Genomic DNA, 23,407 nt, shown 5'->3' with positions numbered 1-23,407 from the left:
ATGCCCTGCTCAGCGCCGTCCCCGCACTACCCTGGACATCCGCCCTGCCGCACGTCCGGATGGAGTCCCATGCCCCTCACCGCTGATCAGGATGCCCCTGTCGTGGAGATCGGGAGCGGGGTCCTGCGGGGCGCTCGCCGGTTCGGGATCGAGGAGTTCCTCGGCATCCCGTATGCGGCGCCCCTGGTCGGCGCCGCACGCTTCGCCCCGGCCGGGGCCGACGGGAGCGCCGCCTTCTCCGAGGCCGAGGTCATGGACTTCGTCCCCGGCAGCCGGACCGAGGTCCGCGAGGCCCTCGCCCGGCTCACCGAGGAGGGCGTGCTGAGCCGCACGCCGCGCATCGGGACCCGGCTCGAGTTACGCCCGTCTCCTGGTCCCTCACCCGGGGGATCGACCGTCCCGAGCGCCACCGGATCGTCGTCACGGAGCTGCGACCCGCCCGCACGATCGACGCCTCCCCCATCCTCCGCGCCGCCTTCGGCCGCCCCCTCGAGTCGCTCCGGCAGCGCGACGAGGTCTTCGACGTCGACGACGCCCGCGTCTGCCTGCGCTCCTCCTACTGGGACCGCGGCGAGGTCGGGAGACCCGTGATCCTGCCCGGCGCAGGTCCCGCGCTCGCCGACAGCGTCGAGCAGGCCTACGGCGTGCGCTTCGGCGGCCTCGCCTCCTCGATGAGCGCCGTCAGCGCCGACTCCCGCCAGGCCGCGGTGCTCGGTGTCCACGTCGGCGAGCCGCTCTTCTGGCGCCGGACGACCATCACCGACGACACGGGCGCCGTCTGCGAGATCAGCCATTCGTTCTATGTCGCCGCCCGCGTCTACTTCGAGCTCGGCGAGGGCCGCGAGGACGGCTTCGGGCTCTGAGCCCGACGACGGGCGACGCCCGTCGGAGCAGTGCCGGTCGGAGTAGCGCCCGTCGGAGCAGCGCCCGTCAGAGAGGCACCCGTCAGAAGTGGACGATGTCGCTCGCGCCGCCGCGCTGGGCGAGGCGCTCGCGGACGCCCCGGACCGCGCGGCCGATGCTCGAGTCGTCCTCCTCCTCGGCGGGGGTGTCGAGGTAGCGGACGATCGCGCGCATGTTCGCGAGGTCGATGCTGAGGGTGCCGCTGGACAGGAGCTGACCGATGCGCTCGCCGACCCGCTGCTCGAACTCGTCCGCGGCCTCTGCGCCGCGCTCCTCGCGGATGGCCGCGAGCTTGTCCGTCAGCGCCTTCGCGGCGATCGGCGACGTGCTGATGGGCTCCGGATGGCCCGCGACGGTGATGTGCTCCATGGTGATGGCGTCCCAACGTGTCGAGGTGCGGCGCGCGGCAGATCCGATGGCACGCGCCTGCCGGTCATCTGCGAGCGGCTGACCCCCAGGTTACCGGGGATGCCTGGAGGGAGGGCGGGAGGTCCGGCGGGCGCGCTGCGCACGGCTCGGCTCTGCTCCACTCCGATCCGCTCCGATCCGATCCGATCCGATTCGATCTGATCTGATCCGATCCGATCCGATCCGATTCGATCCGATCCGATCCGAGGTGATGCGGACCGATCTCCGCTCATGCGTTCAATTCTCCAGCGTGTTCACCATCGTTGAACACGCGATGCGGTGGAACATCCGGCAGCCGCGCTACCGCGTCCCGTCGCGGAGACCCCGGCGCCGGCGCTGAGCAGCGCCGCGAGGACGTACGAGCCGACGGTGCGGATCGCCATCATGCCCGCTCCGCCCCGACAGCCGATCCGTCGGTCGTCCCCGCAGCCGGGCCGACGGTCGTGCCGATCGCCGCACCGACCGTCGTGCCGCACGCCGACCCGCGGGCCGGACCGCGGAGCGGGCCGACGGCCGTCCCGATCGCCGCGCCCGCCGCGGAGCCGGACGGGTCGATGGCAGAGCCGGACGGCCCGACGGCAGAGCCGGTCGGTCCGACGGCGGGGCCGCCGCCCGCGATGTCGCTCGAGGTACCAATCATGGCGCCAGTGTGATCGGCGAAGGTGTCCGACGACCTCCCTGGCCTGGCCCTCCACCGATTCCCGAACGGTTCCGAACGGCACCCGGCATCCGCGCGACGCCTCCGCGCCGCTCGTCCGCCGTCCCCGCCGCGGTCCGTCCGGCGCCGTCGACGACGGCAGATCGCTCACCTTCGGCCGTCGGACCCTGTCGCGGGAACCCGTCGCGGATCTACGATCAGTGATGTCCCCACACCGCTTCCAGCGTCGGCAGCGATACCCCGTTCCTCACACGCTGGAGCACCGTGAGCACGAAGCAGGCCTCGTCGTCCTCCCCGACCCCGTCGACCGCCGCCGGTCCGTCGTCGACCGGTCCGTCGCCGGCCCCCGCCGCATCGGCCCCGTCGGCCGACCCGTCGTCGTCCCCGCTGGCGCCCGCGCGCCTGCGGCTGGTCATCCTCGCGATGTCGCTGGGCGCCTTCGCGATCGGCACCACGGAGTTCGCGTCCATGGGCCTGCTGCCGCAGATCGCCGACGACCTCTCGGTGTCGATCCCGCGCGCGGGCATGCTCATCAGCCTGTACGCGCTGGGCGTCGTCGTCGGCGCACCGCTGGTGACGATCGCGGCCGTGCGGATGCCGCGCTCGCAGCTGCTGGTGCTGCTGATCGCCCTGATCGGCCTCGGGAACCTGCTCTCGGCGATCGCCCCGAGCTTCACGGTGCTGGCCGGGGCGCGCTTCGTCGCGGGCCTCCCCCACGGCGCCTACTTCGGCGTCGCCTCGCTGGTCGCCGCGCGTCTGTCCCCCGCCGGCCGGCGCGCCCGCTCGGTCTCGCTGATCATGCTGGGCCTGACGATCGCGACGATGGTCGGCGTGCCCGCCTCCACCGCCCTCGGGCAGAACCTCGGCTGGCGCACCGCCTACGTCATCGTCGTGGTGATCGCCGCGGCCAGCACCCTCGCGATCTGGCGGCTCGTGCCCGAGCCCGAGAACGCCGGCGTCACCGGCTCCATCCGCGCCGAGCTGCAGGCCCTGCGCCGTGCGCAGGTGTGGTTCGGCGTCGGCATCGGCGCGATCGGCTTCGGCGGCATGTTCGCCATGTACTCGTACATCGGCGAGCTCGTCCCCGGCGTCATGGGCCTGACCGAGCAGTCCGTCCCGATCGCGCTGCTCGTGTTCGGCACCGGCATGACCGTCGGCAACATGGCCGCCGGCCGGCTCGCCGACCGCAGCGTCTACCTGACGATCTTCCTGGGACTGATCGGCATGGGCATCAGCCTCGCGCTGTTCGCGCTGCTCGCCCACCACGTCATCGCCGGGTTCCTCCTGATGTTCGCGGTCGCCACGACGAGCCAGCTCATGGGCCCCTCGCTGCAGCTGTTCCTCATGGACGCCTCCCCCGACGCCCCGTCCCTCGCGGCCGCGCTGCACCATTCGGCGCTGAACGCCGGCAACTCCCTCGGCGCGGCGCTCGGCGCGGCCGTGCTCGCCGCCGGCATGGGCCTGCTCGCCCCGTCGTGGGTGGGCGTCGGCCTGGCCGTCGCGGGCATCGTGGTGGCGACCTGGTCGCTCCTCGTGCACCGTCGGCAGGCCGCGCAGGCCGCGCTGGTGGAGCAGACGGAGCAGACGGAGCAGGTCTCCGGCGCGGCGGCGCTCGCGGCGGCCGACGCCGACGTGCAGGCCGAGGCGTCGGTGCCCGCCGGCTGCTGAGGCCCGACGAGCGGATCGCTCCGACGGGCGGAGCGCTCCGACGGACGGGCCGCCCTAACGGCCGGAGCACCGGCAGCCGGTCCGCGGAACCGGTTCAGCGCCCCGGCAGCACCTTCGACAGCCCGACCGCGAGCCAGGCTCCGCCGACGCCGATCACGGCGAACGCCAGCAGGTTCGCGAACCAGCCGATGGCCGCCGGGGCGCCGTTGACCAGCAGGACGTAGGTCAGGATCCCCGGGAGCACCGCCGCCACGACCCCGATCCACGTCAGCGGATGGCGCCCGCGCACGATCAGCCACCCCAGCAGGCCCGCGGCCAGGGCCGCCGTTCCCGGGGTCACGATGATCAGGAGGAGCGGCGGCAGGATGGGCAGATCGCCTCGGAACCGCAGGTACGTCAGCAGCGCCGTCAGGACCACCGCCCCGATCGCGAGCACCGCGGCGATCCCGACGCGCGCGGGATGCGCGGGCGCGACCGCGAGGCCGACGGCCAGCAGCCCGATCCCGATGGCCAGCTGCACGAGGTTCTGGGCGACCCAGAGCGGATCGATGAGGGTCATGAGCGCCGTCGGCGACCAGGTCATGACCTCGTACACCCCGACCAGCACGAGCGCGAGGGACAGGCCGTAGCGGACGCCCCGGCGGGTCGCCCTGCGCACGGCCGGATCCGCGGCCGACGAGGCGGGGCCGACGGGCACGGCGGGCGCGGCGGACGGGGACGGGTGCTCGGACATGGCGGCTCCTCGGAGCATCGGCGATCACGGGGACGGCCTCACCGTAGTACGTCGGGCGATCCGCACTGCGGCCGTCGGCCCTCCCGCCCGTCTGCCCCGCCGCGTCCGCGGCCTCACCCGCACATCGCGGCGTCCTCCGGCAGGGTCGGGGCGAGGGCGACCGCGGCCTCCTCGGTGAGGGGATCGCCGATCCTGGAGCAGATGGTCGCCGTCGCCCGCTCGGGGTCGAGGTCCCAGCGCCAGATGCCCGCCGTGTAGGTGGAGGCCGCGAGACGGGTGTCGCCGCCGAGGAAGGCGACGTCGGTGATGTGGCCGTCGGCGGGGCCCGTCAGACGCAGACCGGTCGCGCTGATCTCCCCGTCGTCGGAGACCTCCCGCAGCTCCGCGGCGCTGACGGCGGCGATCGCGATCGTGCCGCCGTCGGAGGTGAAGTCGAGGCTGAGCGGGTTGTCGGTCAGCTTGGAGATCCGCGAGAGGATCTGCGGGTCCGACGGGTCGGAGAGGTCCATGATCCCGACGCTCAGATCGCTCATCGTGAAGCCGATCTGCCCGGGATGGCCAGGGCGGGCGAGCACGAAGGAGGGGCGGTCGCCGTCGACCGTCGCGGCGCCGAGCTGCTCCCCCGCCGCGACGTCCCAGATCTGGAGGGCGCTGTGCCCGTCGTCGAGCGCGAGCGTGTCGTCGTCGAGGAAGGTCAGCGTCCCGCCCGCGGTGACGGGGATCGACAGCGCCTCGGTCATGATGCCGGCCTCGGCCCCGTCCGCGCCGTCGGCCCCCGGATCGACGTCGAGGACGAGGACCTCGGCGCTGTTCTGCGCGGCGACCGCGAGCCGGGTCCCGGAGGGGTTGAACCGGATGTAGGTGATGAGGGAGCCCGGGTCCATGGCCTGCACGGACACGGGTTCGCTGAGGGAGGCCTCGCCGATCGCCCACAGGTGCAGGTCGCCGTCCCAGCCGCCGGTGGCGACCATGCTCGCATCCTGCGTCATGCCGATGCCGTAGCTCGTGGGCTGGTCGAGGGCGGGGACGGCGAGCGGCCGGAACGTGCCGTCAGCCTGCAGGCGAGCCGCCCGGAGCTTCCCGTCGTCCTCCCCGAGGCTGGCGGTGACCTGCTGGTCCTGCGAGCCGGCGACGACCTCGAAGAGGCGGCCGCGGCTCTCGACGTCGGCGAACGCCGCCGCGGGCCACACCGACACCACGCCGTCGATCGACGAGGTCACCAGGGCGCTGCCGACGAGCTCGACGGCGGTGAGCAGCGAGGCGGTCTCCTGGACCTGCAGCTCGGTGCCGTCGGCGGCGAACACCCGCAGGGACTGGTCGGAGCTGACGGCGGCGACCCGTCCGTCGGGCAGGAAGGCGGCCTGGTTGACCCAGGACTCGAACTCCGCGACCGCCGTCGGCTGGCCGATCTCCCCGGCGACGATGCTCCCGAGCTCGAGCGTGCTGTCGCGGGTCGAGATCGCGTAGCGGGTGCCGTCGGCGGAGAGGGCGAGCGACTGCAGGCCGGGCAGCTGCCGGACCGTCGTGTAGTGCGCGTCGCCGAGCGGGTCCGCGAGCAGCGCGACGGAGCCGTCGTACCCGGCGACCACGAGGATCCCGTCGGCGGAGACCAGCGCGCGCACGGCCGAGACCACGGGCTCCTCCGCCGTGCCGTCCTCCGCGGTGCCGTCCTCGCCCGTGCCGTCCTCGCCTGCGTCGTCGGGCGCGGTCGCGAGCGGGCCGACGAACGGGTCGAGCACGGTCACCTCGTCGCCGTCGACGGCGAGGCGGACGATCGTGCCGTCTCCCGCGCCGAAGAGGACGCCGCTGCCGTCGTCGAGCACGAGCACGGCGTCGGACTTCGCGGGGATGAGGGTGCAGCCGAGCCGGTACGGCGCACCGGTGACATCCCAGAGGCAGCCGTCGGCGGCGCCGCCGTCGGCCCCGCCGAGGTTCTCGCCGGAGGCGGCGAGGAGGATCCGATCGCCCGTGTCGACGAGGCTGACGGCGTAGACGTTCGTGACCGGCGCGGTGATCTCGGTGCGCAGCTCGCCCGTGCTGGCGGAGTAGATCCGCAGCTCGCCCCCGGCCCCGCCCCGGACCAGCAGGTCCCCGGCGGAGGCGAGGTCCGCGGGGCCGACGGCGGTCAGCAGTCGGCGCGGGAGCGGGGCGGCGGTCTGCGACAGCAGCTGCCCGCGGGTGGCCGTGTTGTCGTCGAGGGTGTACGCGGCGACCGCGAGCTGCGCGGCCTCCGCCGGCATGGTCCGGGCGGCGGCGTCCGAGTACAGGGCGATCTGCCCGGACAGGGCGACGGCGCGCGCCTCGGCGAGGCCCCGGTTCGCCGCGAGCGCGACCCCGGCCGCGATCATCGCGATCACCAGCAGCACGGAGGCTGCGGCGGCGACGATCCGGAAGCGGCTGCGGGAGGAGCGCAGGCGACGGTTGTCCGCCTCCGTCTCCTGCAGCATCGCATCGCGGGCGCCGCGACCGGCCTCGAGGAACTCCCGCTCGAGCCGCGTGTACGGCGCCTCCTCGGCGAGCGCGACCGCGCGCTCCCCCGGCGGACGGTCGCGGCCGCCGGGCCGCGATCCCGCCTGCTCGTGGGCGTCGAGGAGCACGGCGGCGCTGCGCGAGGCGAGGAGGTCGTCGGGCCGTCCGGACTCGTCCCAGAAGGCGGCGAAGCGAGCGAGCAGCTGGCGGGCGGTCGACCATTCGGTCGCGGCCTCGAGCCAGTTCGCGAGCCGCGGCCAGGCGGTCAGCAGGAGGTCGTGGCCGAGGGTGATGCCGTCGGCGTCGCTCGTGAGCAGCCGCGCCGGCAGGAACACCTCCAGCACTTCGAGGGACCCGGGATCGGTCCACCCGTCGACGGCGACGGTGCGCCGGGTGGGGACGGGCGTGTCCTGGCGGATCATCTCCCGCAGCACCGCCCAGACCTTCGCGCGGCCGGCGTCCGAGAGCTGCGCGTAGGCGGCCTCGGCGCTGTGCTCGACGGAGCGGGCCAGACCGCCGCTGCGCCGGTAGTCCTCGACGGCGATCCGCTCGGGGTCCGCGCGGTCCAGCCAGAGGCTGCGCATGGTCTGCGACAGCAGCGGGAGCACGCCGACGAGCGTCCGGTCGCCCGCACCCGCTCCGCGGGCGGACCCGCCGGTCGCGCCCGCATCGCGCAGGATGATCTCGACGAGGCCGGGCTCGACGACGATCCCGGCGCGCCGCGGGGGCTCGGCGATGATCCGGACGGCGTCACGCTCGGTGATGGGGCCGACGACGACGGCCGAGTCCTCGAGCGCACGCCGCAGCACGTCGACGTCGGTCGCGGGGGCGACCGCGTCCGCGCGCAGCACGACGACGACCGCGGCGGGCGGGCAGGCGGCGGGCGGACGGGCATCGGCCGACGGACGGGCGTCGAGCCGGGCGAGGCGCTCGAGAATCTCGTCGCGGACGGCCTCGCTCACCCCGGTCCACAGCATCTCGGCATGGTCGAGGACGAGGACGTCGCACTCCCCCGCCTCCACCCGCGCGAGCGCCTCGATCGCGAGCATGCCCGGCGAGACGATCTCGCGGCGCAGCTCCCGCTCGGCCCCGGCGGGCCGGGTGCTCGTGGCGGGCAGGGTGCCCACGGCGGGCGGCAGGGTGCCCACGGCGGCCGCGACGGCGGAGGACTTCCCGACGCCCGATCGGCCCGTGACCAGCAGCAGCGGCGACTCCTCTCCGGCGAGCCGACGGGCGATCCGCTCCTGCAGGGCGGCGAGGAGCTCCTCGCGGCCGACGAACGCCGCCGCGGACTCGACGTCGTAGGGCCGCACGCCCGGGTACGGCGGCGGGATCTGCTTCTTGCGCCCGGGATCCACGCGCAGCGCGTCCCACCAGTCGGCCGCGGTGATGCCTCCGGGGGTGCCCGCGGGGTCGGTCAGGCCGACGACGTCGACGAGCTTCTCGAACTCCGCGCGCATCGACAGCTGCGGGACGTACCGGCCGGAGAGCCAGCCCTGGAGGGTGGCGGTGGAGATGCCGGTGAGTCCGGTGAGCTTGCGGTAGGAGAGGCCGGCGGCCTCCTTGGCGTGCCGGAGCGCGTCGACGACGCCCTGGACGCCGTCGGGCCGCGAGCGGTCGAGCGCCGCGCGCGGGCTGGCCCCGGCCTCCTCCCCGTCGAGGTCACCGGTGGGTCCGTCGTGCTGCGGGGGTGCGGGATGCGCAGGTTCTGCGTTCACCGGTGCCTCCTCGGGGAGTCTAGATAGTTACGGTATCCCGAGATGCGTCCGGGGCGCCACGCACCGTCCGAGGGGAGAGATTATCGGACATTTCAGGCCGCCGGGGGCCGTCCGCGGACATGTCCGGCCATGTGTCGCCGCGCGTCGCCCTCCGCCGTCATCCGCCACGCGGCGGCCGGGTCGCCGCTGGTCACTGCAGGGAGTAGCGGGCCCGGCTCAGCATCATCCAGGCGTCGGAGTCGAGGCGCCCGCAGCTGAGGCCCGTCGTGTCCGAGAAGCAGGAGACGTTGTCGGTGATGAGCACCTGCCCGTACTCCAGCGTGTAGGCGTCGTCGCCGGCCCGGCCGAGGAAGCTCCGCTCGCAGTCCGTGGTCGCCGACCCTCCTCCGACCGAGACGAAGGAGGCGAGGGCGTGCTCGGGGCAGGCGTCCTCCCATTCCCGCTCCGCGATCGAGCAGCCGAAGACGTCCCGTCCGATCTGGCACGAGATGTTCTGCGAGGGCGAGGAGAGCAGCAGATAGTCGCCCTCCGCGAGCGACGGCACCCGGACCTCCAGGCCGTCGACGCTCACGTCGCCGACCGGGATCGCCGACCCCGACCAGCCGTCGTCCGGGACGACAGGATCCGCGGACGCGCTGTCGGTCGTCGCGCTGTCCGTCGTCGGGCCGTCGGTCGCGGCATCATCGGTCGCGGTCGACGATCCGGCATCCGTCGGCGTCGACTCGTCCGTCGGCTCGCCGACGGCGTCGCTCCGGCGCGGCGGGTCCGCCTCGCTCCCCGCGACCGTGCTCCCCGTCCGCCCGCTGTCGAGCACCCACCAGGCGACGCCGGCGCCGACGGTCACGAGCAGCATGAGCGTCACCAGCACGGGGACGACCACACGCTTCGGCCGACGGCCCACGGCGCGCGACGGCTCCGCCGCCACGGGCACCGCGGCGGTCGACGCACCCGGAGCCGGCGTCCCGCCGACCGATGCACCGACGATCGGTGCGCCGATGGTCGATCCGCCGACAGCCGGGGCGCCGGCAGCCGCTGCGCCGACGGTCCAGGTGCGGTCGGCCGGAGCGCCGTCGGCCGACGGGGCCGGAGCGCCGGACGTCGGGTAACCGGCGGCGTAGCCGCCGAGGGCGTACCCGTACTCGCCCGGGCCGTCGGCCGTCGGCGCCGCGGAGTCGGCCGCGCGGAGATCGGGGCGCTGGGCGATGATCCAGTCCCGGTAGGCGGCGTCGCAGGACGGGTTCGCGACGATCAGGTCCCACAGCTGCCGGTGGTCGACCGCCAGCTGGGCGAGGCGCCCGGCCGACGTCGTCGGGTCCGCGGCCTCGCGCCGCAGCTGCTCCCAGGTCCGGTTCATCGCAGCCTCTCCATCGTTCCGTGCACGGGGTCGACGAGCATGACCGCGGTGCCGATGCTCGCCGGGAACACGCCGTCGTCCAGGGTCAGCGACCACAGCCGAACGCCGGTATCGACGTCCCAGGCGCTGAGCTCGTCGCCGTCCTCCATGTAGACCAGGTCATCCGCGAAGAGCACGGGGACACCGGGGATCCGGTGGGCGACCTGCCCGGTGCTCGCGTCCAGCAGCGCCGTCCCGCCGATGCCGTCGGCGGCGGCGATCGAGACATCGCCGGCGACGACCCGGGGCGCCATCGTCCCGAACGCCTCGTCGTACTCGTGGCCCCACAGGTCCTCGCCGGTGGCCGGGTCCAGTCGCCGCAGACCGCGCTGGTCGCCGTCGGCCTCCCGGTCGGCGACGAAGAGCTCGCTGCCGTCGGCGGTCTCCGCGGAGAGCACCGTCGCCGCCGTCTCCCGCCAGAGCGTCGTCCCGTCGGGCGCGAGGGCATCGAGCACATACTCCCCCTCGCCGTCCTCCCGGTCGACGAGGTCCACACGCAGGACCATGTCCTCGAAGACGGGCCAGTAGGAGACGCTCCCGCTGCCCCCGGCGCTGGCACCGGCGCTGTCGCCGTCGAACCAGGCGGGCTCGAAGCCGGTGTCCGCGTCGAGCCACCACTGGGTCTCCCCGACCGAGAACTGCACGTAGTCGCGATCGACGGCCACGCGGTCCGCCCCGGGGATCGCAGCGGACCACACGGGATCCCCGTCGAGATCTCCCGTGTCCAGGCGCCGCAGGCCGTCATCGGTGACGACGACCAGCGCCTTGTCCACGACACGGTCCTGCCAGGCGGTGGTGGGGATCCCGAGGGCGACGGAATCCCCGGCGGCGCGGCGGAGGGAGGCGCCCTCGAGCTCGGCCGTGGAGACGATGCCGCCGTCCTCCGGACGGATCGACACCAGCTGCAGGGGCGTCGCGTCGGTGAAGCCCTCGACGGCGACCGTGAGGTGGCCCTCGGGCGACGGCGCCAGCAGCCGCGCCTGGTATCCCTCGCGCAGGCCGAGCCGCTCGAACGGCTGCGACCAGAGGACCTCGCCGGTCTCGCCGTCGATCATGTCGACCCGGCTCTCGCCCTCGGACAGGTTCGGGACGACGAGGACGGCGATGTTCCCGTCGGGCATGGGGACGACCGCGTCGATCGTCGGCGCGCCGTCCCCCCGCTGGCCGCTCGTGCGGTACGCATAGGTCCAGGCCACGGCGGGCTCCTCCCGGAGGCTCTCCACGGCGGGACTGCTCAGGTCCAGGTCGCGCGTGCCTCCCAGGGCTCGCGAGGCGACGACCGCGCCGGTGGTGACCAGCCCGAGCAGCAGGATCACCGCCACGATGATCAGCACGACGACGCCCTGCCGCCGCCGACGCGGCGCGGCGGGCGCCTGCGGGGCGGGCGATGCCGACGGCTGCGACGATGCTGACGCCGAGGGCTGCGGCGTCGCCGACGACGGCTCCCCGAAGATCGCCTGCGCGAGATCGACCGGCGGATACTCCGGGGTGATCGCCGAGTAGGAGAGCGTGGCCGCCGACCGCGCGCGATCCGCTGGCAGCACCGCGGACACCGCGGGAGAGGCGGACGCTGAGGGGGAGGCGGCCGACGCGGGCAGGTGCGCATCTGCCGTCCCGGGGGCGCCGGCACACTGCCGCGCCTGAGGATCGTGCTCATTCATCGGGCGATGGGCCTCCTGTCCATACGGATGGCGGTCGACGCCCTGCTCCTGAATCGGTGCTGGATCGCTCCGCCGGAGCCGGGGGCGTGCCGCACCATGTGCCGCGATGTCTGCCCTTCCGGACCGCGTCATCGCGCATTCCACTATCGCCCGCCCCGTCTCCTCTCCGCTGCGGTCAGCCGCGGACCCGAACACTCCCGGACCTGCGGCACTGCACGTCAGAGCCCTCTGAGCTGGCGCTCTTCCTGCTCGCCGCCTCGAAGCCGCCCCCTCGCCATCGGCGACCTCGGCCGGTCGCAGCGGCCGCCCGCCGTCCCGCTCCACCGCTCTCGGCCACATCCGGACGATCCCGAACCGCGTTTCCTGCGGAATCGGGTCGCGCGGTTGTGACTTCGTCTGCTGAATGGCGGGGTTCTTCGGTCGCTTCGTGGCGGGGTCAGGTGACACCGATGACCAGGGTGCTCTGTGCGGCTTCGATGACGTTGAAGCGCCCTGGGTTCCGTTCCGAGTCTCAGCAAGGAGAATCGGAGCATGCCCAAGAAGTTCAGTCCAGAGCTGCGTGACCGCGCCGTGCGCATGGTCTACGACCGCCAAGCCCGCGAGGGTGGTCCCCGCGCAGTATCGATCCGTGCGGTCGCCCCGCAACTCGGGGTCGGCACGGAGACGCTACGGATCTTGTGCAACCGCTACGGCCCCACCGAGCCGTCGGGACCGGAAGGGTCGCTCGAGGAGGAGAACCGTCGTCTCCGGCGAGAGCTGGCGGAGGCGCAGCGAGCCAACGAGATCTTGAAGGCCGCCTCGACGTTTTTCGCAGCGGAACTCGACCGCCCCACAACGAAATGATCGCGTTCATCGATAAGCACCGCGAGAAGTTCGGGGTCGAGGCCATCTGTCGCATCCTCGGAGCGACAGAATGTGGGTTCATCACCTCCCGCGGATACCGCGCCTTGAAGAATAGGCCGGCCTCCGCTCGAAGCATGCGGGACGAAATCCTCCTGGAGGAGGTGAAGCGGATTCATCAGGAGAATTACAGCGTCTACGGGGTCCGGAAGATGTGGCGCGCCATGCGGCATGCGGGATGGGACGTGGGCCGAGACCAGGTGGCACGACTGATGAAGATCGCAGGACTCCAGGGTGTCCGCCGAGGTCGCATGCCCGTCACCACCCGTCCAGAGGCCGGAGATGACCAGCGACCCGACCTCGTCGAACGGAAGCTCGTCACGGATCGCCCGCAGCAGCTATGGGTCGCCGACATCACCTACGTCCGGATCCTCACCGGATTCTGCTACGTCGCATTCATCACCGATGTCTTCAGCCGCAGAATCGTCGGCTGGGCGGTCGCACCCACCCTTCACACGGAGAATCTGCCACTGCTGGCACTGGAGCACGCACTTCTCTCAACGGGGGCAAGCAAGAATGAGAGCGGTCTGATCCACCATTCTGACAGGGGTAGTCAGTACGTCTCGCTGGCCTATTCGGACGCGCTCATCACAGCAGGCGTGAAAGCTTCAGTCGGCACCGTCGGAGATAGCTACGATAACGCGCTGGCCGAGACCGTGAACGGTCTCTACAAGGCGGAGTTGATCTACTCGAAGCGGATCTGGGAGTCCGTCAGCGAGGTCGAGCTCGCCACGATGGGATGGGTCCACTGGTGGAACACGTCCCGGCTCCATGAAGCTCTCGACTACCGCACCCCCGCAGCGGTCGAAGCGGCCTACACTCACCCCACGACGACCGCGTCCGCGACCGTCTAACCACGGAACGAAACCCAGGGCGCTTCACCTCGCGGGTCTTGCCGGGCCGGGCGCCGTCCTCGACGTCGGCCTGGCGCATCCAGTTCGTCAGGCACGACTCGGAGATCCCGAAGTCGCGCGCGATCGTGGAGAGTTTCTGGCCGGGTTCACGGTTCCTCGCGACGCGGACGACGTCGTCGCGGAACTCCTGGGGATAGGGAGCAGGCATGGTGCACATCCTTCCCTGCGACGCTCCTCAGCGCCACAGCTGATGTGACACCTGATCATGCATCAGTCCCGCCCGCCAGGCGTGCCGTCGTTCCTCTCGATAAGTAGCGGTGGTGTCCGGTGAGGGTTCCCCTTACGGGCATGCGATCTGGGCTGACGCCTGTGACCGAGTGTTCAGTGCGCGCTGTATAGTTCAGTCCATGCTGACTATTGCTTCGCGTCTCGACGTGATGAACCGCCTGGGTCGTGCACTGGCCGACCCCACTCGATCCCGGATCATCTTGACCCTGCTCGACCATCCCGCTTACCCGGCGGAACTGGCCCGAGATCTGGACCTGACACGCCCGAACGTGTCCAACCACCTGGCATGCCTGCGCGATTGCGGGATCGTCGTCTCCGAGCCCGAGGGTCGTCGGACACGATATGAGATCGCCGATTCGCACCTGGCGCAGGCGCTGACGGCACTGGTCGATGCCACCCTGGCAGTGGACGAAGACGCCCCGTGCATCGATCCCGCCTGCTCGCTTCCCGGATGCGACGCAGCTGGGGAGGGCGCATGATCCTCACCTCGGTCTTGCAGGCGATGGGCCTGTTCGCAGCGACCAACATCGACGACATCATCGTGCTCTCCCTCTTCTTCGCGCGAGGGGCAGGCCAGCGCGGCACTACCGCCCGCATTCTGGCCGGCCAGTACCTCGGATTCGCCGGCATCCTCGGTGCCGCGGTCCTGGTGACCATCGGTGCCGGAGCATTCCTGCCCTCGGCAGCCATCCCGTACTTCGGTCTCATCCCTCTGGGCCTCGGCCTCTGGGCCGCATGGCAGGCCTGGCGCGGAGACGATGACGACGATGACGACGAGGCCAAGGTTGCCGGCAAGAAGGTCGGCGTGTGGACCGTCGCAGGCGTCACCCTTGCCAACGGCGGCGACAACATCGGCGTCTACACCCCTGTCTTCCTCAGCGTGGAACCTCTCGCAGTAGTCGCCTACTGCATCGTCTTCCTCGCGCTCGTCGCGGTCCTGGTGGCCCTGGCAAAGTTCGTCGCCACCCGCCCCCCGATCGCCGAAGTGCTCGAACGCTGGGAGCACATCCTCTTCCCCATCGTTCTCATCGGCCTCGGCATCGTGATCCTCGTCAGCGGCGGAGCCTTCGGACTCTGACGTAGCGGCGGCGATCCAAACGGCCCCGACCGGGCGCACCCCTCTCGGTTCAGACCGCGACACCTACCTGCAGCCAGTCCTGCGTGATCGCGGCAACAAGACCGCCACGGAGCGCTGCAAAAACCCCGCCACCAAGCGAACGAAGCCACAGCGCGCCTCGGACGATCCCGAGGTCCTCCGCGATACCGCGGAGCGTCGCTCCCGGTGTCGACTCGTACAGGTCAACCGCCTGCTGGCGAAACTCTTCGGAGTAGTTCTTCCTGGCCATGGTTCATGATCTCGCTTCCCCAGCAGATGCTGGAATCAGCGTGTCCACGAACAAGGGTCAGGCCCCCACCACCACCGGCGAGTTTTCTCAACGCCACCCTGAACCGGCCCAACCACACAGCGAGGATTCAGCCTCCGTGCCGCCACAGCTACCGGCGAGATGAGGTCGGCGCGGCGTGCTCCGGTCACTGCCAGGACGATGGCGGCGATAGTGAGCACGGCGGCGGTGCCGGTGAAAACACCGCGCCGAGACCGGCTACACCGAAGGCCAGCAGCAAGGGTGCCCGATGCAGAACAGGCGCACTGCTGCACCAGTACCGAGGACCAGGCGTCCCCGGCGCCCCGGCCCGGGCCTCGGATTGGGCCAGTGGATACGAGGGATCTCAGGCGCAGCAGGACGTCGGCATCTGGTTGCGGAAGAGGCCGGCGACGATGCGCAGACTCTCCGCCATGGTCAGGTACGGCGCCCAGGTGTCGGCCAGATCATCAACGGTCATGCCGGCCTTGATGGCGTAGGTGGCCGCCAGCATGATCTCCCCGGCGCCGTCGGCCAGAGCGTGCACGCCCAGCACCTTGCCGGTCGTGGCGTCAACTACGAGCTTCACCGCGCCCCTGGTGTCGTGCTGGACCAACGCCCGAGGGACGTCGGATAGGCCCAGGACCCGGCAGTCGCACACGTACCCGCGGGCGAGGGCCTCGTCCTCTGTCAGCCCTGCCGAGGCCAGCTGGGGCCTGGTGAACACGACCGCAGGCAGACCGGTGTAGTCCACGCGTGCGGGCGTGGCCCGACCGTCGTCGGCAAGTGCGTTGAGCGCGGCGGCCCGACCGCCGGCGGCGGCTACGTAGACGTACTGAGGAGCCCCCGAGACGTCACCGGCGGCGTAGATGCGCGGGTTGGAGGTGCGCTGGGACTCGTCGACCACGACGAAGCCCCGCTCGTCCACGTCCACCGCGGCAGCGGCCAGGTCCAGGCCGTCGGTGCGCGCGAAGCGCCCGGTGGCCACCAACAGCCGTGCTCCGCGGACCTGCGCGCCGGAGGCGGTGCTCACCACGACGTCCTGTCCATGAGGACCGATGCCGGTGGCCACCGCGGTCGCGTGCTCCTCGACCACCGTGATGCCATCGTCGGCGAAAACCTCCCGAAGCCCCTGGGCCAGCTCCGGCTCGGCGTGGGGCGCCAGACGCCCGACCACCGACACCCGGGCACCGAGGTGGGCGAACAGCTGGGCCTGCTCCATCCCGACATAGCCGCCACCGATGACGACCAGGGACTTGGGCAGCTCGGTGAGCTCCATCGCCGTGGTCGAGGTCAGCCAGTCCACGGACTCAAGGCCGGCCACGTCCGGGACGGCGGGGGTGGAGCCGGTGGCGATCAGGTAGGCCCGGGCCCGCAGCACCGCGCCGTCGACGGCCATGGTGTCCTTGTTCAGGAAGGCGGCCTGGCCCGAGCGGACCTCGAAGCCGTAGGCGGCGGCTACGTCGGCGTACTTCGCCTCGCGCAGGCTCTCGATCAGGCCATCCTTCTGCGCCACTAGGGCGCCCAGATCCACCGGTCCGGCTGACGTCGGGACGCCTGCGAAGGGGTTGGTCAGCGCGGCGTGCCGCGCTCCGGCGGCCGCCAGCAGCGTCTTGGACGGCACACAGCCGATGTTCACGCACGTGCCGCCGAGGACGCCGCGTTCGATCAACACCACACTCTTGCCGGCCTGGCTGGCCGCGATCGCCGCCGACATGGCCGCGCCTCCTGACCCGATCACGGCCAAATCGACGTCGTAGTCCTCACCCATATCGCACATCTCCTTTGCGTTGCACGTCTCCAGTGACCAGAATGGACCTTCCAGTGCAGGGAAAGGTCAAGATGAACGTGGAAGCCGTTCGAGCAAGGAGGCGCCGTGCGGATCGGTGAGCTGGCCGAGGCCAGCGGCACCACAACCAAGACGCTGCGCTTCTACGAAGAAGCCGGGCTGCTGCCCGCACCGGACCGAACCGCCAACGGCTACCGCGACTACGCCGCTGAAGCCCTGGCGCGCCTGGGCTTCATCCGCCGCAGCCGCACCGCTGGGTTCACTCTGGCCCAAATCCGCGAGGTCCTCGACATCCGCGACGCCGGGGTCGCACCCTGCCGGCACGTGCAAGATCTGCTCGAGACCCGCCTGGACGACCTGGACCGCCAAATCGCCGACCTACAGGCACTGCGACACACCGTCGCCCAACTCAGCGACGCTGCCGCCACGGTCGACCCGACCAACTGCGACGCCACGACCATCTGCCGCTACCTGTGATCCGCACGGTCCCGAACCTGGCTGGCGCAGTGCCTACCGCTTGGTGCCGAACAGCGTCCCGGGGACCGATCGACCCGGCCCCGCTGGCCATCGCTCGTCAGTGAGACCGCCACGAAGCGACCGAAGAACCCCGCCAATTAGCGGACGGAGTCACAGCGCGGTCCTGAGGACCTCCGAGAATGGCGGTCGGGCGGTCGGGCTCCCACCCTCCGTCTCCCAGCCCCATCCCCAGTCCCAGCCCCGGTCCGAGAGGCTCGCCATGCCCGTCGTGCATCGTCCCCTGCGGCTCCTCCTCGCCGCGCTGCTCCTCGGCGCGCTCGTCGTCGGCTGCGCTCCGCCGGCCGGCACCGATCTCCCGACGACGTCCGCCGCCGCGACGGCGATGACGACGGGCGCCGACGGCAGCGCCGTCGTACCGATCGGGGAGGACGGTGCTGAGGCGTCCGTCGGCGAGTTCGCCGTGTCGATCCCGGCGGGCACCGCCCCGGCCGGGACCGATCTGATCATCGAGACCGCGGTCGCGAAGGACGCCCCTGTCGGCGAGCTCGACGACGAGGACATCGAGCTCGTCACCGCGGTGTACGACCTGAGCCTCAGCACCGGCGAGCAGCCCGCCGCCCCGATCTCGATCACGGTCCCGGTTCCCGACGACATCGATGCTGACGCCGATGCCGAGTTCCTCGCCGCCGTGACGCTCAACAGCGAGACCGGCCTCTGGGAGGGCATCCCCGTCACCGTCGACGACGGCGTCGCGACGTTCGCCATGGACCACTTCTCCTGGTTCGGCGTCGTCATCGCGCGGCCCCTCTGGAACGGGCTGATGGAGTTCGCGCAGGACGCGCTCCTCGAGATCGACGATCCTCCGGAGTGCTACGGCCAGACTCTGACGGTCGACGACGTCCTCTACAGCGCGTCCTCGTCGTCGGCCCTCTACCACGCGTGCGTCGTCGAGACCGACGAAGGCGGCGTCGCGCTGCGGATCCGCAACAGCGGCCCGTACACCTGGCTGCTCGAGGCCGACGACGGGATCGCCCTCGCGGCGCCCGCCGTCCGCACGCCGATGACGTTCCTCGACCCCTCGTACGGGCAGCAGGCCGTCACCGCCATATCGCAGGCGGTCTACGAGGCGAGCGACGGGGAGGCCGTCCAGCTCCCGCCGGCCTCGACCGTCGACCTGCCGCTCGGCGACACCGCGCAGACCCTCGAGATCGACCTGGACCTGGCGCTCGTCCTCTCCAGCTCCCACATGCTCCTGCAGGCCTCGATCGATCTGGCGATGGGACAGGTCGTGGACACGGTCGGCGAGGCGCTCTTCGACGGCTACGGCTGGCTGACGTGCATCGGCGGGTACGCGGCCGCCACGACGGATGTGGGCGATGCCGATCAGCTCCTCGAGTGCGTCGGTCCCGCGCTCGATCTGGGCCTCACGTCCCTCGACGCGAAGGCAGCGAGGTGGGTGTCGCTGCGCCTGGCGATCTACACCTCCTTCGGTCCGAAGATCGTCCAGGTCATCACGGGCCTGGTCGCGGAAGCGCGGGGCGATGGCACGGGCACCGTCGAGGTCTCCGTCATCCCGGTCGCCTCCTCCGGGGCGACGAGCCGCCCCGCGCCCGACCTCACCGGGATTCCCGCGGTGGCGGAGTTCCCGGGCTGCGGCGGCACTGCCCGCTGCACGATCGTCGACACCTTCCGCGTCGACCATCCGACGCAGGGTACGCTCCGGCTCGCCCTGGTCACCCGGCTGGAGCGGGACGCCATCGCGCTGAGCGATGCGGGGCTCGACCATGCCATCGCCGGGGCGCTCCTCGTCGTCGACGCGGACGGACGGATCACGGATCTGCACGGGGACTCCGCCGACGACGTCTGGTCCGGCGGTGCGGGTTCCGGCTCCTCCGACGGGCCCGAGCTCGACCGCGTCACCTGGGAGTCCTGGGAGTACCCCGGCTCGACCTCCCCCGCCGATCTGTTCCAGGTCCACGCTGCGGTCTCCGGCCGCGACGGCACCGACGGCACCGGCGGCGCGAGCATCTTCCTCGACTCCCCCGGGGAGATGGGGACAGCCGCGGTGACGCTGAGCGTCGAGCCCGCCGGATACTTCACCGTGGCGGAGGTGGTCTCGATGTACACCTCGGACTCGATCGACTACGCGACGATCCCCGACGACGCAGCCCCGCCGACGGACTACTTCTCCGTCTCCTGGCTCGGCACCGATGCCTCCGGGTATCCGACTCTCGAGCTGGTCTCCCACGGCGACGAGTCCGCGTCATACGAGACGCGCACGCCGCTGCGCCGCGAAGGAGGGGTCTGGGTCTACGACGGCTGATCCCCCTCGCCGCCAGCCAGATCGTCCGCTGCCGGATCGCCCGCGCCCAGCAGGCCCCTGATCTGCTCAGCATCCAGCATCCCGCCGTCGGCACCGTCGGCCCCGTCGGCACCGTCGGCCCCGCGCGCTCCGTCGCCGAGGAATGCGGCAGCGAGGTCCCGCTTCCCGGCCTGGAGGGCGAGGACCTTCTCCTCGATGGTGTCGGCGGAGACGAGTCGGTAGACCGTCACCGGCTTGTCCTGGCCGATGCGGTGCGTGCGGTCGATCGCCTGCTCCTCGACCGCGGGATTCCACCACGGGTCCAGCAGGAACACGTAGTCCGCTTCGATGAGGGTGAGGCCGGAGCCGCCGGCCTTGAGGCTGATGAGGAACGCCTGCTGGTCCCCGTCGCGGAAGGCGTCGATGACGGCATCGCGGTCGGCGGTGGTGCCGTCGAGATAGGCGGTCGTGATGCCATGCCCCTCGAGGATCCCCCGGACGACCCGCAGATGCTGCGTGAACTGGCTGAACACGAGGGCCCGGTGTCCGGCGCCGGCGAGCTCCCGCAGCCTGGTCACGAGCTCGCGGACCTTCGCCGACGGCTGCTCCGCGCTCCCGGGATCGGTGGCGAGCAGCCGCAGACGGGTGAGGGACGCGAGGATCTCGAGACGGTTCGCCGCAGGATCCTTCAGGAGGCCGAGCATCCGCTGGCGCTCCTTGTTCAGCGCCGTCGTGTACCGGTTGATGTGCGCGACGGCGAGGGGCAGCACCAGCGTCGTCTCGGTCTTCGGCGGGAGGTCCTGGGCCACGAGATCCTTGGTGCGGCGCAGCAGGAGCGGTGCGATCCGCCGACGGAGCAGCTCGAGCTTCCCCTCTCCACGGGCGGTGCCGCGCTCGATGGGGCGCCGCCACGCGGAGGTGAAGGTACCCAGCGGCGGCAGGAGCCCGGGCGCGGTGAGCGCCGCGAGCGACCACAGATCCTGCAGGGAGTTCTCGATGGGAGTCCCGGTGACCGCGATGGTGACCTCGCGGCGGATGCTGCGCAGCGCCCGGTGCAGCTGCGAGACGGGGTTCTTCGCGACCTGCGCCTCGTCGACGATCATCGCCGCCCACTCGACCTGCCGGTACCTCGCGGCATCGCGTCGCAGCAGCTGATGGGACACGACGATCAGATCGGCCGACGACGGATCGATGTCCTCCTCGAGGCTCTTCGTCACCACACGGACGCGCAGGTCAGGGACGAACTGTCCCGCCTGCTGTGCCCAGGTCCCGAGCACGGAGCGGGGCGCGACGACGAGCACCGGGCGCAGGTCCGCCGGCCGCGATCCTGCCGAATGCGGCTCTGGCGGGTGCGGCCCTGCCGAATGCGGCTCTGATGGGCCGCGGCCCTGCCGATGGCGCTGGATCGCGGCGAGCAGCTGGAGCGTCTTGCCGAGGCCCATGTCGTCGGCGAGGATCGCGCCGAGGCCGGCGTCCCAGCGTGCGCTGAGCCAGCGATAGCCGTCGAGCTGATACGGGCGGAGGTCCGCGTCGACCCCGCTGACGAGCGGCTCATCGCTCAGATCAGCCGGACGGACCCTGGCCAGCTGCCGACGCCAGTCGGCGGCGTCGGCGGCGAGGCCGTCGAGATGGGCGAGCTGTTCGATCGCGGTGAGATCGTGCCGGTTGATGAGGAGCCGTTCGCGATCGGGCAGGGCGGCGGCCGTCTCCAGGAGGGTGCGTAACCGTTCCAGCTCAGGAGTGCCGAGGTCGAGGCAGGCCTCCCCCACCGCGGCATACCGCCGCCCGGAGCGCAGCAGCACGATGAGGGTTGCGAGCGACATGGTCGCCCCCTCGACGTCGACGCGGCCGTCGAGGTCGAGCCAGTCCCGCCGCGGGGCCCCGTCGTCGTGCTCCTCGTCGTCCGCGCCGTCGTCCCTGTCGTCCTCGGCGTACAGAGGATCGGGATGGTCACGGGAGCCGAGCAGTTCCCCTGGACCCGACGGTTCATCCGCTGGAGCCGCCGCATCGTCCGCTGGACCCGCCGGGTCGTCCGCCCTCCCGCCGAGCCGCCACCGGATCATCACCGCACCCGCGTCAGGAAGCATCAGCCCTCGCGCAAGGGGTCTGAAGAGGACACGGGAATCGTCGTCGAGGAGCGCTCTCCATCGTGCGAGGAGGTGGCGGGCCTCCTCCCGGCCCACCGTCCGCTCCTCGGTGACCCGTTCGAAGATCTCCGGGTGCTCCGCGATCAGTCCACCGAGCAATCGCCCCTCCTCACGCTCGCGCCGCCCGGGCTCGCCATGAGGCAGCAGTGGAACGATCCGATGGCCCGGCTGCCCCTCGTCCCCGTACTCCCAGCTCCAGCAGAGGCGGATCCTCTCGTCGACCTGCAGCGCCTCCGGGACCCCAGCCCCCGGCTCCGAGATGCCCCGCCCGTTCCCATCTCCCGCGGACGGCGGCGATTCTTCATTGGCAGACTTGTCGATATGGGTGCCGGCGCCTTCCAGCGTCAGACGGAGGCGTATCGGCAGCAGCCCGGTCAGGAGCTCGTCGGCCGCACCGGTCAGCCGGATGCCAGGACGATCCGCGAAGTCCGGCAGAACCTCCCGTGCGAACTCCTCGGCCTCGTGATCCGGTATCCACAGCTCCGCAACGCTCAGCAGCGACCGCAGGCGCGGATCATCGGGCAGGGGATGCAGGTGCGGGATCGGCGTTCCCCCGGCATCATCCTCACGACGGAGCTCGGCGACGATGCTTCCGGCGGGGTCCCCGTGGAGATGCCAGCTGAGGGGTTCGGCGCTGTGCTCCCACGACGGCCGTGCCGTGACGATGAAGCCGCCGTCCTGACGAGCGACCCTCACCTCGATGTCCACGGGACCCGCGAGCACGAGCGTCCCGTCCCCCACGATCTCGAGCCCTGCCGCTCGGGCCGTCTCCAGCAGGGGCCAGAGCTCGGGCCCGAGATCGGCGATCGTGGTCCCGATGCCCAGGGCGCCGCGGGAGCGGGAGAGCATCCGCAGGACGGCCTGCTGCCCCGCGGGCATCGCCTCGATCGCGTCGTCGATGGCGGCCCAGGTGACTCTGCGGTGCCAGCTTCCGGACGTCGTGGGCCGCGATGGACGGATGACGATCGGGGTGCCGTGGTCGCGGGGCAGATGCGCTTCATGCGACATCACCAGCGCCGTCACCAGGGGAACGTTCCAGGCGCTCGATGCCGGCGTCGGCCCTGACTCCGCTAGACGCCGCCAGGAGGTCCGACAGCGGCCCTCCGCCAGAGCACGCAGCGCTGTCGCCTGGTGCTGGCAGGACTCGACACCGCAGCTGCACGAGTCGAAGGTGCGGAAGAAGTGCCGCTCATCGATCTGCGTGAGAGTGCCGTCGGGGAAGCGGAGCTGCAGCAGCCTCCCCTTGCGCCCCGCGAGGAGGGGAGCGTGCCCGGCGTCGAGCTCGCGCCGTGCTGCTGTCCAGCCGTCTTCCGTGACTGCCAGACCCATTCGCCCGAGACCCTTCCATGCTCGAGCGAGCCGTGCGAGCTCCATCGGATCGTCGAGATGGGCGGGGTCTGCCGCACCGTCGACAGCATGGACGACGGGACGAGGGGCGGTGAGCTCTGCGGGAGATCGATTCATCCCGTCAGGATGTCGATCTCCGAGCGTGTCCACGTCGTCGTCAGCATCAATGTGGAAGAACCCGGGATGGGGAGGAGTATTGAGCCGTGGCGGGCGCATAGCTCAACGTTTCACGTGAAACATTCCTGGCTCTCGACAGCACGGAGCTCTTCGACACACAGGCTGCGGAAACCAGCGGCCATAGCCCCCTGCTTTCGGGCATGCGAAAAGGGGC

16 protein-coding genes, 2 pseudogenes and 1 other annotated feature are annotated in these 23,407 nt (G+C 71.6%); of the genes and pseudogenes, 8 read left to right on the top strand and 10 right to left on the bottom strand.

All coding sequences use genetic code 11. The features are described 5' to 3' along the window. A complete protein-coding gene (locus ACXET9_RS15265; RefSeq protein ID WP_457887539.1) occupies nt 1–591 on the top strand; it encodes a GntR family transcriptional regulator in 591 nt (196 codons plus the stop codon). Then, nucleotides 588–863: a UTRA domain-containing protein gene (locus ACXET9_RS15260; protein WP_457887538.1), complete on the top strand. Its 276-nt coding sequence runs from the start codon at nt 588–590 to the stop codon at nt 861–863. Before ACXET9_RS15265 ends, ACXET9_RS15260 begins: the two co-directional genes overlap by 4 nt. 82 nt (nt 864–945) lie before the next feature. On the opposite strand, the gene ACXET9_RS15255 is transcribed toward ACXET9_RS15260, so the two are convergent. Further along, a complete protein-coding gene (locus ACXET9_RS15255) occupies nt 946–1,272 on the bottom strand; it encodes a hypothetical protein (RefSeq protein WP_457887537.1) in 327 nt (108 codons plus the stop codon). Between the two features lie 421 nt (nt 1,273–1,693). Next, nucleotides 1,694–1,951 carry a glycine zipper domain-containing protein gene (locus ACXET9_RS15250; protein ID WP_457887536.1) on the bottom strand — a complete coding sequence of 86 codons (258 nt, stop codon included), beginning with the start codon at nt 1,949–1,951 and terminating at the stop codon, nt 1,694–1,696. A gap of 441 nt (nt 1,952–2,392) precedes the next feature. Here ACXET9_RS15250 and ACXET9_RS15245 point away from each other — a divergent pair, with 441 nt between their 5' ends. Continuing rightward, nucleotides 2,393–3,637, top strand: a complete 1,245-nt coding sequence (locus tag ACXET9_RS15245) for an MFS transporter (protein ID WP_457887584.1) — start codon at nt 2,393–2,395, stop codon at nt 3,635–3,637. 94 nt (nt 3,638–3,731) lie between these two features. On the opposite strand, the gene ACXET9_RS15240 is transcribed toward ACXET9_RS15245, so the two are convergent. The 4 genes from ACXET9_RS15240 to ACXET9_RS15225 all read right to left on the bottom strand — a co-directional run bounded on the left by ACXET9_RS15240 (nt 3,732) and on the right by ACXET9_RS15225 (nt 11,503). Beyond that, on the bottom strand, nt 3,732–4,370 hold the full coding sequence (locus ACXET9_RS15240) for a hypothetical protein (RefSeq protein ID WP_457887535.1): 639 nt from the start codon (nt 4,368–4,370) through the stop codon (nt 3,732–3,734). 113 nt (nt 4,371–4,483) lie between these two features. Beyond that, entirely contained in the window at nt 4,484–8,557 is a 4,074-nt protein-coding gene (locus ACXET9_RS15235) for an nSTAND1 domain-containing NTPase (protein WP_457887534.1), read from the bottom strand. Nucleotides 8,558–8,747: 190 nt separating this feature from the next. Beyond that, nucleotides 8,748–9,911 carry a variant leucine-rich repeat-containing protein gene (locus ACXET9_RS15230; RefSeq protein WP_457887533.1) on the bottom strand — a complete coding sequence of 388 codons (1,164 nt, stop codon included), beginning with the start codon at nt 9,909–9,911 and terminating at the stop codon, nt 8,748–8,750. Next, nucleotides 9,908–11,503, bottom strand: coding sequence for an outer membrane protein assembly factor BamB family protein (locus ACXET9_RS15225; protein ID WP_457887532.1), 1,596 nt, complete (start codon nt 11,501–11,503; stop codon nt 9,908–9,910). Before ACXET9_RS15225 ends, ACXET9_RS15230 begins: the two co-directional genes overlap by 4 nt. A gap of 639 nt (nt 11,504–12,142) precedes the next feature. Here ACXET9_RS15225 and ACXET9_RS15220 point away from each other — a divergent pair. Then, a protein-coding gene (locus ACXET9_RS15220) for an IS3 family transposase (RefSeq protein WP_457887531.1) occupies nt 12,143–13,365 on the top strand; the annotation gives its coding sequence in 2 pieces (ribosomal slippage) (nt 12,143–12,422 and nt 12,422–13,365; 1,224 coding nt in all). After that, nucleotides 12,412–12,514: a sequence feature (AL1L pseudoknot), on the top strand. Its footprint overlaps the gene before it by 103 nt. 49 nt (nt 13,366–13,414) lie before the next feature. Here the strand turns inward: ACXET9_RS15220 and ACXET9_RS15215 are convergent. After that, nucleotides 13,415–13,573 (bottom strand): annotated as a pseudogene (locus ACXET9_RS15215) (transposase); the annotation flags it as partial. Nucleotides 13,574–13,772: 199 nt separating this feature from the next. Here ACXET9_RS15215 and cmtR point away from each other — a divergent pair. Together cmtR and ACXET9_RS15205 are read left to right on the top strand one after the other, a co-directional pair. Further along, entirely contained in the window at nt 13,773–14,132 is a 360-nt protein-coding gene (gene cmtR, locus ACXET9_RS15210) for a Cd(II)/Pb(II)-sensing metalloregulatory transcriptional regulator CmtR (protein ID WP_006590980.1), read from the top strand. Beyond that, nucleotides 14,129–14,731, top strand: coding sequence for a cadmium resistance transporter (locus tag ACXET9_RS15205; protein WP_016997609.1), 603 nt, complete (start codon nt 14,129–14,131; stop codon nt 14,729–14,731). Before cmtR ends, ACXET9_RS15205 begins: the two co-directional genes overlap by 4 nt. Before the next feature lie 79 nt (nt 14,732–14,810). On the opposite strand, the pseudogene ACXET9_RS15200 reads toward ACXET9_RS15205, so the two are convergent. Both ACXET9_RS15200 and merA read right to left on the bottom strand, forming a co-directional pair. Continuing rightward, nucleotides 14,811–14,999, bottom strand: a pseudogene (locus ACXET9_RS15200) (transposase); the annotation flags it as partial. Between the two features lie 382 nt (nt 15,000–15,381). Beyond that, entirely contained in the window at nt 15,382–16,785 is a 1,404-nt protein-coding gene (gene merA / locus ACXET9_RS15195; protein WP_075892188.1) for a mercury(II) reductase, read from the bottom strand. A 105-nt stretch (nt 16,786–16,890) separates the two neighbouring features. Here merA and ACXET9_RS15190 point away from each other — a divergent pair, with 105 nt between their 5' ends. Together ACXET9_RS15190 and ACXET9_RS15185 are read left to right on the top strand one after the other, a co-directional pair. Continuing rightward, the gene (locus ACXET9_RS15190) at nt 16,891–17,280 is read left to right on the top strand and encodes a heavy metal-responsive transcriptional regulator (RefSeq protein ID WP_010552305.1); all 390 of its coding nucleotides are present in this window, start codon (nt 16,891–16,893) and stop codon (nt 17,278–17,280) included. 259 nt (nt 17,281–17,539) lie between these two features. Beyond that, the gene (locus tag ACXET9_RS15185; RefSeq protein ID WP_457887530.1) at nt 17,540–19,603 is read left to right on the top strand and encodes a hypothetical protein; all 2,064 of its coding nucleotides are present in this window, start codon (nt 17,540–17,542) and stop codon (nt 19,601–19,603) included. Here the strand turns inward: ACXET9_RS15185 and ACXET9_RS15180 are convergent. After that, entirely contained in the window at nt 19,591–23,058 is a 3,468-nt protein-coding gene (locus ACXET9_RS15180) for a DEAD/DEAH box helicase (protein WP_457887529.1), read from the bottom strand. The two genes, ACXET9_RS15185 and ACXET9_RS15180, sit on opposite strands and share 13 nt — an antisense overlap. Between the last annotated feature and the right edge of the window lie 349 nt (nt 23,059–23,407).

The organism is Brachybacterium netajii (SeqCode), assembly GCF_054114245.1.
Note: the sequence above shows the minus strand (reverse complement) of the source record. Positions and strands in the feature narration are given on the sequence as shown.

What these genes read in the sequence shown, in the direction of transcription:
- ACXET9_RS15265 (WP_457887539.1), top strand. Translation starts at nt 1, where the DNA reads ATGCCCTGCTCAGCGCCGTCCCCGCACTACCCTGGACATCCGCCCTGC.
- ACXET9_RS15255 (WP_457887537.1), bottom strand. Translation starts at nt 1,272, where the DNA reads ATGGAGCACATCACCGTCGCGGGCCATCCGGAGCCCATCAGCACGTCG.
- ACXET9_RS15250 (WP_457887536.1), bottom strand. Translation starts at nt 1,951, where the DNA reads ATGATTGGTACCTCGAGCGACATCGCGGGCGGCGGCCCCGCCGTCGGA.
- ACXET9_RS15245 (WP_457887584.1), top strand. Translation starts at nt 2,393, where the DNA reads ATGTCGCTGGGCGCCTTCGCGATCGGCACCACGGAGTTCGCGTCCATG.
- ACXET9_RS15240 (WP_457887535.1), bottom strand. Translation starts at nt 4,370, where the DNA reads ATGTCCGAGCACCCGTCCCCGTCCGCCGCGCCCGCCGTGCCCGTCGGC.
- ACXET9_RS15230 (WP_457887533.1), bottom strand. Translation starts at nt 9,911, where the DNA reads ATGAACCGGACCTGGGAGCAGCTGCGGCGCGAGGCCGCGGACCCGACG.
- cmtR (WP_006590980.1), top strand. Translation starts at nt 13,773, where the DNA reads ATGCTGACTATTGCTTCGCGTCTCGACGTGATGAACCGCCTGGGTCGT.
- ACXET9_RS15205 (WP_016997609.1), top strand. Translation starts at nt 14,129, where the DNA reads ATGATCCTCACCTCGGTCTTGCAGGCGATGGGCCTGTTCGCAGCGACC.
- merA (WP_075892188.1), bottom strand. Translation starts at nt 16,785, where the DNA reads ATGGGTGAGGACTACGACGTCGATTTGGCCGTGATCGGGTCAGGAGGC.
- ACXET9_RS15185 (WP_457887530.1), top strand. Translation starts at nt 17,540, where the DNA reads ATGCCCGTCGTGCATCGTCCCCTGCGGCTCCTCCTCGCCGCGCTGCTC.
- ACXET9_RS15180 (WP_457887529.1), bottom strand. Translation starts at nt 23,058, where the DNA reads ATGGGTCTGGCAGTCACGGAAGACGGCTGGACAGCAGCACGGCGCGAG.